The sequence below is a fragment of the Streptomyces sp. NPDC096079 genome (genome assembly GCF_040303145.1).
Taxonomy (GTDB): Bacteria; Actinomycetota; Actinomycetes; order Streptomycetales; family Streptomycetaceae; genus Streptomyces.
Genome location: NZ_JBEOST010000006.1, coordinates 262351 through 274262, shown reverse-complemented (window position 1 = coordinate 274262; position 11912 = coordinate 262351). Strand labels below are relative to the sequence as shown.

Genomic DNA, 11912 nt, shown 5'->3' with positions numbered 1-11912 from the left:
CGCTCACCCCCTCAAGGAGCACCGCACACCATGGCAGCGTCCACCCCCTCCGTCCCCACCGTCACGCTGAACAACGGCGTCGAGATCCCCCAGCTCGGCTTCGGGGTCTTCCAGGTCGCCGACGACGCGACCACGGCCGCCGTCACGGCGGCCCTCGATGCCGGCTACCGCAGCATCGACACCGCCGCCGTCTACGGCAACGAGGCCGGGGTCGGGCGCGCCCTCGGCTCGTCCGGTCTCGCCCGCGAGGACCTGTTCGTCACCACCAAGCTGTGGAACGCCGACCAGGGTTACGACGCCACCCTCCGGGCCTTCGACAGCAGCCTGGCCAAGCTCGGCCTGGACTACGTCGACCTGTACCTGATCCACTGGCCGACCCCGGCACGCGACCTGTACCGCGACTCCTGGCGCGCCCTGGAGCGACTGGCCGAGGAGGGCCGGATCCGCGCCGCGGGCGTCTCCAACTTCCAGCCCGAGCACCTGCGCCGGCTGATGGACGGCGCCACGCTGACTCCGGCCGTGAACCAGATCGAGCTGCACCCCGCCCTCCAACAGGCCGAGCTGCGCGCCTTCCACGACGAGCACGGGATCGCGACCGAGGCGTGGAGCCCGCTCGCGCAGGGCGCTGTCCTCGACGATCCGGCGATCGTCGCGATCGCCGCCGCGCACGGCAAGTCGCCGGCACAGGTCGTCATCCGCTGGCACCTGCAGCTCGGCAACGTGGTCATCCCCAAGTCGGTCACCCCGGCCCGGATCCGCGCCAACATCGACGTGTTCGACTTCGTCCTCACGGACGAGGAGATGGCGGCGATCGCCGGCCTCGACCGCGACCTGCGCACGGGCCCGCACCCCGACCACCTGAACTGAACCCCACCCCGCCGGGACCGGGGCGGGCCCGTCGCGCCCGCCCCGGCTCCCCCCCTGAGAACCGAGAAGGCAACCACCATGTCGCTCACCGCAATCCTCCCCGGCCGGCTCGGCTTCGGCACGGCCCCGCTCGGCAACATGTTCCGCGCCATCCCCGAGGACCAGGCCCTCGCCACCGTCGAGGCGGCCTGGGACCAGGGCATCCGCCTCTACGACACCGCCCCCTTCTACGGCGCGGGCCTCGCCGAGGAGCGACTCGGCCGGGTCCTCGCCGGCAAGCCCCGCGACTCCTACGTCCTGTCCACCAAGGTCGGCCGGGTCGTCCTCGACGAGCACGAGACCGCCGCGCGCGACCTCGGCGAGAAGGGCGGCCTGTTCGAGCACGGCAATCCGAACAGGATGGTGCACGAGTGGACGGCCGAAGCCACCGAACGCTCCGTCGAAGACAGCCTCAAGCGCCTCGGCACCGACCGTCTGGACATCGTCTGGGTCCACGACATCGCCCAGGACTTCCACGGCGACCTCTGGCTGCGGAAGTACGAGGAAGCCCGCACCGGCGCGTTCCGCGTCCTGTCCCGGCTGCGCGACGAGGGCGTCATCAAGGCCTGGGGCCTCGGCGTCAACAGGACCGAACCGATCGAGCTGACCCTCGCGCTCGACGAGCCGCGCCCCGACGGCTTCCTGCTCGCAGGCCGCTACACGCTGCTCGACCACCGGCACGCCCTGGAGCGCCTGCTCCCCATGGCCCAGGAGCAGGGCGTCGACATGGTCGTCGGGGGACCGTACAGCTCCGGCATCCTCGCCGGCGGCACCCACTTCGAGTACCAGCAGGCCCCTGCGGAGATCGTCGAGCGCGTCGAGAAGCTGAAGGCCCTCACCGAGCGCCACGGGGTCGGCATCAAGGCCGCCGCTCTGCAGTTCTCCCTCGCCCACCCCGCCGCGGCCGCCGTCATCCCCGGAGCCACCCGCCCGAGCCGCATCGCCGAGGACGTCGCGGCCCTCGACGAGACCGTGCCCGCCGCCTTCTGGACCGACCTCCGCGCCGCGGGCCTGGTCAGCCCGTCCGCGCCGCTCCCCCACGACGCCTGAGCGGACCCGGGCGGTGACGCGGCGGGGTGTTTCAGGTAGCGGCTTTCGGCGAGGCGTCAGAGGGTGGGCATGCGCGACGACGAAAGGGCAGAGCGATGACCGAGAGCCGACCTGCGACGACGACCGACTCCGGAGCCCCGGTGGAGAGCGACGAGCACTCGCTCACCGTGGGCCCCGGCGGGCCGATCCTCCTCCAGGACGCCTACCTGATCGAACATATGGCGCAGTTCAACCGGGAGCGGATCCCGGAGCGCCAGCCGCACGCCAAGGGCAGCGGTGCCTTCGGCCGTTTCGAGGTCACGCACGACGTGAGCCGCTACACCAAGGCCGCCCTGTTCCAGCCGGGAACCCGCACGGAGCTGGTCGCGCGGTTCTCCACCGTGGCCGGTGAGCGCGGCAGCCCGGACACCTGGCGGGACCCGCGCGGCTTCGCGGTGAAGTTCTACACGTCCGAGGGCAACTACGACATGGTCGGCAACAACACGCCGGTCTTCTTCGTGAAGGACCCGATGAAGTTCCAGCACTTCATCCGGTCCCAGAAGCGCCGGGCGGACAGCAATCTGCGCGACCACGACATGCAGTGGGACTTCTGGACGCTGTCCCCGGAGTCCGCGCACCAGGTCACCTGGCTGATGGGCGACCGGGGCGTGCCGCGGACCTGGCGGCACATGAACGGCTACACCTCGCACACGTACATGTGGATCAACGCGTCGGGTGAGCGTTTCTGGGTGAAGTACCACTTCAAGACCGACCAGGGCATCGAGTTCTTCACGCAGGACGAGGCGGACCGGATGGCGGGGGCCGACTCGGACTTCCACATGCGGGACCTGTTCGAGCACATCCGCGACGGCGACTTCCCGTCGTGGACGCTGCACGTCCAGGTCATGCCGTACGAGGACGCCGCCGGCTACCGGTTCAACCCGTTCGACCTGACGAAGGTCTGGCCGCACGGGGACTACCCGCTCATTCCCGTCGGCCGGATGACGCTGGACCGCAACCCGACCGACAACCACGCCGAGATCGAGCAGGCGGCCTTCCAGCCGAACAACTTCGTCCCCGGCATCGGGCCCAGCCCCGACCGGATGCTGCTGGCCCGGCTCTTCTCGTACGCGGACGCCCATCGGGCCCGAATCGGCACCAACTACCAGCAGCTTCCGGTGAACGCTCCCGTCGTCGACGTCCACACGTACTCGAAGGACGGAGCGATGGCGTACCGGAAGACCTCCGATCCGGTATACGCGCCGAACTCCAAGGGCGGACCGGCGGCCGACACGGAGCGTTACGGCACCCCGCCCGGCTGGTCGGCGGACGGGGAGATCACACGAGCCGCCTACGTCTCGCATCCGGAGGACGACGACTGGGGGCAGCCCGGCACCCTCGTGCGCGAGGTGCTGGACGACGCGGCCCGCGACCGGCTCGTGGACAACGTGGTCGGCCACCTCCTCGACGGCGTGACCGAGCCGGTCCTGGAACGCGCCTTCACGTACTGGACGAAGATCGACGCGGCCCTCGGCAAGCGCATCGCGGAGGGTGTCCGCGCCCAGCGGGAGGCGTAGCCCCCCGGCTCGTCGTCCGACCCCGTCCCGGGGGCCTGGAGAGTCCGCTCCCCGGCCCCCGGGACCGCACGTGCCGAGGACGTTCACGCCAGGATTCCGCGAAGCGAAAGCAATCCGATCGATCTTGCGTAAAGCTTGCCCTGACAGGGACACGATCCCGCTCACACCGCTCCGTCGTTGGGGGAAGCAAGTGAACTGGTACCTCGAAGTGCTCAAGAAGTACGTGGCGTTCAGCGGGCGTGCGCGCCGCAAGGAACACTGGATGTTCTTACTGGTCAACATCATCGCGGTGATCATCGTCGCGTCGGTCGACCTCGCGATCGGCACGTTCCCGCTGCTCTACCCGATCTACTTCCTGGCCGTGCTGCTGCCGCACCTGGGCGTGACCGTCCGCCGCCTGCACGACACCGGCCGCTCCGGCTGGATGATCCTCCTCGGCCTGATCCCCCTGGTCGGCGCCGTCATCCTGGTCGTCTTCCTCGCCACCGAGGGCGAGCGACAGCAGAACGCCTACGGCCCGAACCCGAAGGCGGCCCCGGCCTACTGACGTTCCACGCCCGGGCCCGCGCGGCAAGCCGCACGCCGGCCGCTGCCCCCGCTCACGCCACGGCGCGGAAGACGTACGCCGTCATCGGGGCGCTCACCGGGCCCGGGCCCAGGCGGGCCGTCATCTCCTCGACGACGACGGCCCGGACCGCCTGTTCGTCGCCGTGTCGCTCGACGGCGGCGCGTACGGGGGTGCCGGCGAGGTACCCGGTGGCGAGTTCGGCGATCGACGCGGCCCGGCCCCGCAGGGTCAGCTCCCGCTCGTCCTCGACGGTCAGGCCGGCGGCCGCCAGGTCGGCGGCGACGGCCGCGGGATCGGCGTACCCGTGGGGAACGGTCGGGAAGAACCGGGGCGGGTCGTCCGGAAGGGCCCGCTCCAGCCCGGCCTGGAGCGCGGCCTGGAAAGGGTGCGTACGGAGCGGTCCCCACGTGTTGAAGAGGAACCGGCCACCCGGGGCCAGCACCCGGCGCACCTCGGTGAAGGCCTCGACGCGGTCGGGGAAGAACATCACGCCGAACTGGCAGACCACCAGGTCGTATCCTCCGTCCGGGAACGGCAGGCGCTGTGCGTCGGCCTGCTGCCACACCGCGTCCGGGGCCCGGGTCACCCCGAGGGCGACCATGGACCCGTTCAGGTCCGTGGCCGTCACCTCGGCGGCGGACGCCGCCGTGAGCAGGGCGGACGTCAGTACCCCGGTCCCCGCGGCCAGTTCGAGGACGCGCCCCGGGTGGAGTGCCGCCGCCCGGGTGGCCAGGTCCTCGGCGAAGGGCCGGAAGACCACCGGCACGAGGTACCGCTCGTACGCCGCCGGCATGGACTCGGACCACCGGCGGTCGGCGTTGCTCCCTGTCACGTCATGACGGTAGCGCCGAGCGCGGGGGCCCGTGCCGTGGCGCGCCGCCGCGACGCTCTTGCGCGCCCCGGCCTCCTGGAGTGGGCTGTCCCCATGATGAAGAGAAGCGTGACGTTGCTGGCCGCGGCCCTGGCCCTGGCACCCCTCCTGACGGCGGGCGCACCCGGGCGGTCCGCGCCGGCCGCGGCGCCGCACGCGGGTGCCCCGGCCTCCCCCGCCGTGACCGGGCTCCCGCGCGGCGTCGACCTCGACACGGTCACGATCCCCGAGTTACAGGTGCGCATGAAGCGCGGGTCCCTGACCTCGACGCAGCTGACCCGCGCGTACCTCCGGCGGATCGAGGCCCTCGACCCGAAGATCAACGCGGTGCTGCGCGTCAGCCCGGCCGCGCTCGGACAGGCGGCCGCCAGCGACACCCGGCATCGTCTGGGGAAGGAGCGCGGGCCGCTGGACGGCATCCCCGTCCTCCTGAAGGACAACGTGAACACCCGGGACATGCCGACGACGGCCGGGTCCCTGGCGCTGGCCGGCAGCCCGCCGGACACGGACGCGGAACTGGTCGGAAGGCTGCGCGCGGCGGGGGCCGTGATCCTCGGCAAGGCCAACATGTCCGAATGGGCCAATTTCCGCGCGGCGAAGCCGACGTCCGGCTGGTCGGCGGTGGGCGGACAGACGCACAACCCCTACGTCCTGGACCGCAATCCGTGCGGATCGTCGTCCGGTTCGGCCGCGGCCGTCGCCGCCTCGCTGGCTCAGGTGGCGATCGGCACCGAGACGGACGGCTCCATCGTCTGTCCGGCCGGGATGAACGGGGTCGTGGGGCACAAGCCCAGTCTCGGTCTGGTGAGCGGGTCGGGCGTCGTCCCGATCTCCGCCGAGCAGGACACGGCGGGCCCCCTGGCACGTCACGTCGTCGACACCGCGCTCACCTTCGCGGTGCTCAGCGGTGACGAGGCGGCCGCGTGGACCGGCGAGGCGTCGCGGGGCGGTGCGTGGACCGGCGAGGCGGCGCCGGGCGGCGCGGGCCTGCGCGGCAAGCGCATCGGGCTGTGGCGGCTCCCCTCGCTCGGTCCCGACGTGGACGCGCTGATGACCCGGACCGCGGCGCGGCTGCGTGCTGCCGGCGCCCAGGTCGTCGAGGTGTCACCGCCGTACCAGGACCGGCTCGCGGAGCTCGAGTTCCCGGCGCTGCTCAGCGAGTTCCACCGGGACATCGACGCGTACCTCGCCTCGCGCGAGGGGCCCCGTGACCTCGCCGCGCTGATCGCGTTCAACCGCGCGCACCCGGCCGAGCGGACCTGCTTCGCCGGTCAGGAGCTGTTCGAGCAGGCCCTCGCCGCACCGTCGACCACCGACCCGCGCTACCGGGCCATGCGCGCCGAGCTGAAGGACCTGTCACGGCGGTCCATCGACGAGACCATGGCCGCCCACGACCTGGACGCCATCGCCTCTCCGGCGAACCCGCCCGCCTGGACCACCGACTGCGCGCGGGGCGACAACGACGTGATCCCGTCGTCCACCCCGGCGGCGGTCGCCGGGTACCCCTCGTTGTCCGTGCCGGCCGGGTTCGTCGGCGAGCTGCCGGTCGGTCTGCTCCTGATGGCCGGCGACCGGCAGGACACCGCTCTGCTGTCGCTGGGAGCGGCGGTCGAGCAGCGCCTCGGGGCCTGGCGGGCACCCCGGTACCTGCCGTCGGCGCCGTCTCCTCTCTCCGACCGGAGGTAGTCGTGCCCGTACCGGAGGCGGGCCCCGCCCGCCTCCGGTACGTCGCGCACGGCCCGCACGGGGGCCCGACGGTCAGCCGGCGGCGCGGAACGCCTCCGTCAGTCGGGTCACGGCGGCCGTCGGGTCACCGGTGAGGAGCAGGTGGTCCGCCTCGGCGAACGGCTTGGCCGTCGCCTCGGTGACGTTCTGTCCGATCCGGTCCTGGGCGATCAGCCGGGCCCTGGCGACGAGTTGCCGGGCGGCGGCGGAATCCCCGAGGCCGGCCGTCTGGAGGGCTCGGGCCGCGATCCCGACGGCCCGCAGCGTCAGTTCCCCTCCGCGCGGGGTGGCGCCGAGCGTCGTGAGGCCCCAGCCGTAGGGGAACTGCGGGTCGTAGCGCGTGTCGCCCACGTTCAGCGGCAGGGCGCTGGCCGCGCGCGGCCAGCTGACGGGCAGCTGTCCGGTGAAGGGCTTGCGCCCGTACAGGACGTCCGCGACGCCGTCTCCTTCGGTGCCGGGCAGCCACGACGCCACCAGGGCGTCGATCGCGGGCAGCCGGTCGCCGATCAGCTGGGGACGGCCGGAGACGATCAGGACCGCGCACGGCATGGCGGCGCACACGCGGTCGACGGCCGCCTTGTCGGCCGCGCTCAGTTCCAGGTCGTGGCCGTTGCCGACGTCGCCGACGCCCTCGGCGTACGGCGTCTCGCCGACCACCACGACGCCGACGTCGTGTCCCGTGGTGGGCGCGGTCGCGTCCTTGGAGTAGGTGAGCGTCGTGCCGGGGGCCGCCGACTTCCGCATGGCTTCCAGGACGGTGGTGCCGGTCGTGGTCCGTCCCGAGGAGCCCTGCCAGGTGATGGTCCAGCCGCCGGCCTGGTTGCCGAGGTCGTCGGCGTTGGAGCCGGCGACGTACACGTTCTGGGTCGGCTTCAGGGGGAGGACACCGCCGTCGTTCTTCAGCAGCACCTGCGAGGCGGCCGCGGCGTCCCGCGCCACCGCGCGGTGCTCGGCCGAGCCGACGGACGCGAGGTGGGTGGTGTCCGCGTACGGCTTCTCGAAGAGGCCCAGGCGGAACTTCTGGGTGAGGATGCGGGCGACGGCGTCGTCGACGCGCGCGGTGGGGATGCGCCCGGCCTGCGTCTCGGCGACGAGGGTCCGGGTGAACTCCTGGTAGTTCGTCGGCACCATGATCATGTCCAGTCCGGCGTTGACCGAGGTCCGCACGTCGCCGGCGTAGTCGCCGGGGATCTGGTCGATGGCCTGCCAGTCGCTGATGACGAAGCCTTCGAAGCCCATGCGGTCCTTGAGCACGCCGTTGATCATCTCGGCGTTGGCGTGCATCTTCACGGGACCCTGGTCGTCGCCGAGGATGTCGAGGGAGGAGTACGAGGGCATGACCGTGCCCACTCCGCGCTTCACCGCCTCGGCGAAGGGTGCCAGGTGGACCGCCTCCAGCTCCTCGCGGGTGACGCGGGTGACGCCCTGGTCGATCGTGTACGAACCGGTCGTCGACGAGCCGAAGGCCGTCCCGCCGTCGCCCACGAAGTGCTTGGCTGTCGTCAGCACCTTGTCGTCGCGGTCGAGGTCCCGGCCGTCCCGCGCGCCCTGCATCCCCTCGATCACGGTCTCCATCGCGGTCACGAGCGCCGGGTCCTCGCCGAAGGACTCGTAGGAACGCCCCCAGCGCTCGTCGCGGGTCACGCACAGGCAGGGGGCGAAGTCCCAGGGAACGCCCGTGGCCCGCACCTCCTTCGCGGTGACGGCGCCGGTCCGCGCGGCGAGCGCCGGGTTCCGTGAGGCGCCGATGCCGATGTTGTGGGGCATGATCGTGGAACCGGCCACGTTGTTGTGCCCGTGCACCGCGTCCACGCCGTACAGCAGCGGGATCTGCAGCCGGGTGGCCCGGGTGCGCAGCTGGTAGGCATCGACCATCCGGGCCCACGCCTCCGCCGTGTTCGGGGTGGGGACCGAGCCGCCGCCGGACAGCAGGGAGCCCAGTGCGTAGCCGGCGATGTCGCCGGGCGAGCGGAGCGCGTTGCGTTCGGCCTGGGTCATCTGGCCGGCCTTCTCGCCGAGCGTCATCCGGGAGAGCAGGTCCGCGACGCGCCGTTTCACGGGCAGACGGCTGTCGAGGTACGGGAGTCCATGGGCGTTCACGGCGACGACCGGCGTCTCCGCGGGTGCCTTCGCGCCGTCGACCGACAGGGTGACGGGGATCGTCTCCGCCTCTTCGCCGACGCGGTCGCGCAGCGTCGTGACCGTGAGGGTGCGGGTGGTGCCGGAGGCCGTCCCGGCCGGGAAGACGATGCTCCCGGACACCGGCCGGTAGTCCTGTCCGGGCTGGGCGGGACCGCTGTCGTCGGTCCTGTACGTGACGGTGACGGGCGCGTCGGTCGGCGTGGAGCCGGTGGTGGCCACGGAGACGTCGATGCGTGCGGTGCCGCCCTCGTCGACCGGGTGGACGACGGCGCCGGTGACGACGCGGGTGTTCAGGGCCGGGTCGGCCTTCCCGTACAGCTCGACCTGGTCGAGGGCGAAGCGGCCGGGCGCTCCGGTCGGCAGCGTGAGCGCGTACCCCCACATGCGGTCGAGGCCGAGGACCTGGTCGATGCCGCCGACCGGCTGGTAGTCGGCGCGGTAGTGGAAGTCGGAGAAGGGGATCTCGACGAGGTGCCAGCCCTCCCAGTCGTCGGTGAAGGAGGTCGTCCACAGTTCGGACGCCTCGCCGTTCGCCCCGCCGTCCTTGATCTCGAAGTTGATCCGCTTTCCGGAGCCGGGTGGCAGGGGTGCGGTGTTCTGGCCGTACCACCAGAAGCGGATGCCCTGGTGCGCGGTCCAGTTCTGGGCCGGCCTGTCGAAGGCGAAGTCGTGGGTGAATCCGCCCCAGCCGCTGATGTCGTAGCGGCCTTCGAGGACCCGGGTGCCCGCGGGGGCGTCGGGGCGTTCGGCGAGCGTGAGCGCGGGGTGGTCGTCCGTGTCGCTGCCCCAGGTGAAGAGGCCTTCGGCGGGCGGCCCCGCGAAGGGGACCTCGCCTTCGAAGCGGTCGACGGCCTGGGGTGCCGGGTCCGGGTCGGCGTCGGGTGCGGCGGCGCTGGGCGCGGCCGCGGCAAGCAGTCCGGCGAGGACGGCGGTGGCGGCGAGCGCTGCGGCGCTCGCCCTTCTTCGGTGGCGCGGGTGCGGCATGCGGGCTCCTCGGGAGGGCGGTGCGGGGCGCTGGGTCCGGTCAGGAGGGCTGGTGGGTCCACTTCTGGTTGGCGGCGCCCGTGCAGGTCCAGATCTGGGTGCGGGTGCCGTCGGCCGAGGAGTTGCCCGTCACGTCGAGGCACTTGCCGGCGGCGGTGTTCACGACGTCGTGCGTCGTGGGGTCGTACGACCAGCGTTGTGCGCCGGTCCCGTTGCAGGCGTAGAGCTGCACCTTGGTGCCGTCGGCGGTGCCGGCCCCGGTGACGTCGAGGCACTTGCCGAGGGCCCGGACGGTGCCGTCGGCGGCGAGCGTCCAGCGCTGGGCGGCGGTTCCGTTGCAGGTGTAGAGCTGGACGGGCGTGCCGTCGGCGGTGGCGCCTCCGGCCACGTCGAGGCACTTCCCGGCCAGTCCGGTGAGCGGTCCGGCCGGCGCTCCGGTGCTGGTACCGGACCAGGTGAAGGTGGCGGTGGTCCGGGCGGGCAGGCTGTACGTGAAGGACTGGCCGCCCCAGTCGACGCGGAGGGACTGCGCGGAGGTGCCGCCGTTGTGGGCGATGAGTGCCTTCGAGCCGTCGGGGTTGCGCCAGGCCACGTTCGGGAGGGTGGGGTCGTCGGTGGAGGCGATCCGGTACGCGCCGGGCCGGACGAACTTCGTGAGGTGGCCGGTCGTGTAGTACTCGACGGTGTAGTCGACCTGTCCGGCGCGGGCGCCGCCCTCCTGGACGGTGATCAGACCGGTGCAGGTGCCGCAGCCTCCGTTGTGCGGGCCCATGTCCTGGTTGAGCGCCAGGCTCCACTTCACCAGGCTGCTGCTCCAGTTCCGGGCGTAGGAGACGATGTCCTTCAGGTCCTCGTTGTGCTGGTTCGTGATCCAGGTGCCGCCGGAGTGCTCGGTGCTGAACTGCCGTACGGACGGGTACTGGTCGTGGACCTGGCTGCCGACGGCGGGGTCTCCGGCGTAGCCGTGCCAGGCGATGCCGCCGAAGAGGGGGTCGTTCCGTACGCCGCTGTCGGCGAGGACGGCCGCGCCGAAGTTCGCGTAGTCGCCGTAGTTCCAGTCGTGCACGAGGACCTTGGTGGTGATGCCGGCGGCCCGGAAGGCCGGGTAGACGTGGTTCTTGGTGAACTCGACCAGGCCGGAGGGGTTCCAGCTCATGCCCGGGTAGTTCATGGCGGTGGGGTTGCCGGCCTGGCAGCAGTTCGGCTCGTTCTGGACGGAGAGGTAGTCGACCTTGACGCCGGCCGCCTGGTAGCTCTGGACGTACTTGACGAGGTACTGGGCGTAAAGCGGGTAGTACTCCCACTTCAGCCAGCCCATCTGGTCCATCCGGCCGTTGTCCTTCATCCATCCCGGGGCGCTCCACGGCACGCCCTTCACGCGCAGGGCCGGGTTGAGCTGCTTGGCCTGGACCGTCAGCAGCCGCACGTTCGTGTCGTAGCCGTTGGAGCCGAAGTCGGTGAGGTCGCAGCAGGTGTCGTCGAGGGAGACGTTGCCGGGACGGGAGAGGTCGGAGGCGCCGATCGGGTTGCGGACGAAGGAGAGGCCGATCCCCTCGGACGGCGAGAACAGCTTGCGCATGACCTCGTCGCGGGTGGCGGCGCTGACCGCGCCGCCGCGCAGGAGGTGGGCGGTGGTGTCGGTGAGGGAGGCCCCACCGCCCTCGAACTGCTGGTAGGTGACGGATTCGTCCACGGCGACGGTGTGACCCGCGCTGCCGCCGGCGGGGCCGAAGGCGACCGGCGCCTGCGGGGCGAGCCCGCGCGTCACGGTACGGCCGCCGGCGTCGGAGGTCGTCGTCAGCCAGACGTCGACCCGCTCACCGGCGGCCTGCGCGACACCGGGCCCGGTCACGACCAGTCCGCTCGCGAGCAGGACACCGGACACGAGGGCGGCGAGCCGACGGGGACGCGACGACCCGCGCCGCCGCCGGTACGACCAGGAACTGCTCATCACCTGACATGCCTTTCGGTGGGGGACGCTCACGGCACGCCGACGGACGGTCCGACAGCGGACCGGTGCGGGCACCGCAAGACGGCAAGGCTTTTATCAAGGTGTGAAGTTATGGAGACTCCAGTCCCCCGTCAACCCCTCGCGCATTCAACTCCCGTA

Annotated in this window: 8 protein-coding genes; 5 read left to right on the top strand and 3 right to left on the bottom strand. The window is 72.0% G+C overall.

The window, feature by feature from the left end:
• Positions 1–30 precede the first annotated feature (30 nt).
• From ABTY59_RS15565 to ABTY59_RS15550, 4 genes are all read left to right on the top strand, one after another.
• Positions 31–867 (top strand): aldo/keto reductase, encoded by an 837-nt coding sequence (locus ABTY59_RS15565; RefSeq protein WP_352019454.1) that lies wholly within the window; start codon positions 31–33, stop codon positions 865–867.
• Positions 868–945: 78 nt separating this feature from the next.
• Positions 946–1956, top strand: coding sequence for an aldo/keto reductase (locus ABTY59_RS15560; RefSeq protein ID WP_352019453.1), 1011 nt, complete (start codon positions 946–948; stop codon positions 1954–1956).
• A gap of 95 nt (positions 1957–2051) precedes the next feature.
• Positions 2052–3512 carry a catalase gene (locus ABTY59_RS15555; RefSeq protein ID WP_352019452.1) on the top strand — a complete coding sequence of 487 codons (1461 nt, stop codon included), beginning with the start codon at positions 2052–2054 and terminating at the stop codon, positions 3510–3512.
• 190 nt (positions 3513–3702) lie between these two features.
• Entirely contained in the window at positions 3703–4059 is a 357-nt protein-coding gene (locus tag ABTY59_RS15550) for a DUF805 domain-containing protein (protein WP_352019451.1), read from the top strand.
• 52 nt (positions 4060–4111) lie between these two features.
• Here the strand turns inward: ABTY59_RS15550 and ABTY59_RS15545 are convergent, their stop codons facing one another.
• Positions 4112–4873, bottom strand: a complete 762-nt coding sequence (locus tag ABTY59_RS15545; protein WP_352019602.1) for a class I SAM-dependent methyltransferase — start codon at positions 4871–4873, stop codon at positions 4112–4114.
• A gap of 132 nt (positions 4874–5005) precedes the next feature.
• On the opposite strand from ABTY59_RS15545, the gene ABTY59_RS15540 reads away from it, so the two are divergent.
• Positions 5006–6637, top strand: a complete 1632-nt coding sequence (locus ABTY59_RS15540) for an amidase family protein (RefSeq protein ID WP_352019450.1) — start codon at positions 5006–5008, stop codon at positions 6635–6637.
• Between the two features lie 72 nt (positions 6638–6709).
• On the opposite strand, the gene ABTY59_RS15535 is transcribed toward ABTY59_RS15540, so the two are convergent.
• Both ABTY59_RS15535 and ABTY59_RS15530 read right to left on the bottom strand, forming a co-directional pair.
• Positions 6710–9802, bottom strand: coding sequence for a glycoside hydrolase family 3 protein (locus tag ABTY59_RS15535; RefSeq protein ID WP_352019449.1), 3093 nt, complete (start codon positions 9800–9802; stop codon positions 6710–6712).
• Between the two features lie 40 nt (positions 9803–9842).
• Positions 9843–11753, bottom strand: coding sequence for a ricin-type beta-trefoil lectin domain protein (locus tag ABTY59_RS15530; protein WP_352019448.1), 1911 nt, complete (start codon positions 11751–11753; stop codon positions 9843–9845).
• Positions 11754–11912: the final 159 nt, after the last annotated feature.

Excerpts from the sequence above, each read along its gene's own strand:
- ABTY59_RS15540 (WP_352019450.1), top strand. The coding sequence starts at position 5,006 with ATGATGAAGAGAAGCGTGACGTTGCTGGCCGCGGCCCTGGCCCTGGCA.
- ABTY59_RS15555 (WP_352019452.1), top strand. The coding sequence starts at position 2,052 with ATGACCGAGAGCCGACCTGCGACGACGACCGACTCCGGAGCCCCGGTG.
- ABTY59_RS15535 (WP_352019449.1), bottom strand. The coding sequence starts at position 9,802 with ATGCCGCACCCGCGCCACCGAAGAAGGGCGAGCGCCGCAGCGCTCGCC.
- ABTY59_RS15560 (WP_352019453.1), top strand. The coding sequence starts at position 946 with ATGTCGCTCACCGCAATCCTCCCCGGCCGGCTCGGCTTCGGCACGGCC.
- ABTY59_RS15565 (WP_352019454.1), top strand. The coding sequence starts at position 31 with ATGGCAGCGTCCACCCCCTCCGTCCCCACCGTCACGCTGAACAACGGC.
- ABTY59_RS15545 (WP_352019602.1), bottom strand. The coding sequence starts at position 4,873 with ATGCCGGCGGCGTACGAGCGGTACCTCGTGCCGGTGGTCTTCCGGCCC.
- ABTY59_RS15530 (WP_352019448.1), bottom strand. The coding sequence starts at position 11,753 with ATGAGCAGTTCCTGGTCGTACCGGCGGCGGCGCGGGTCGTCGCGTCCC.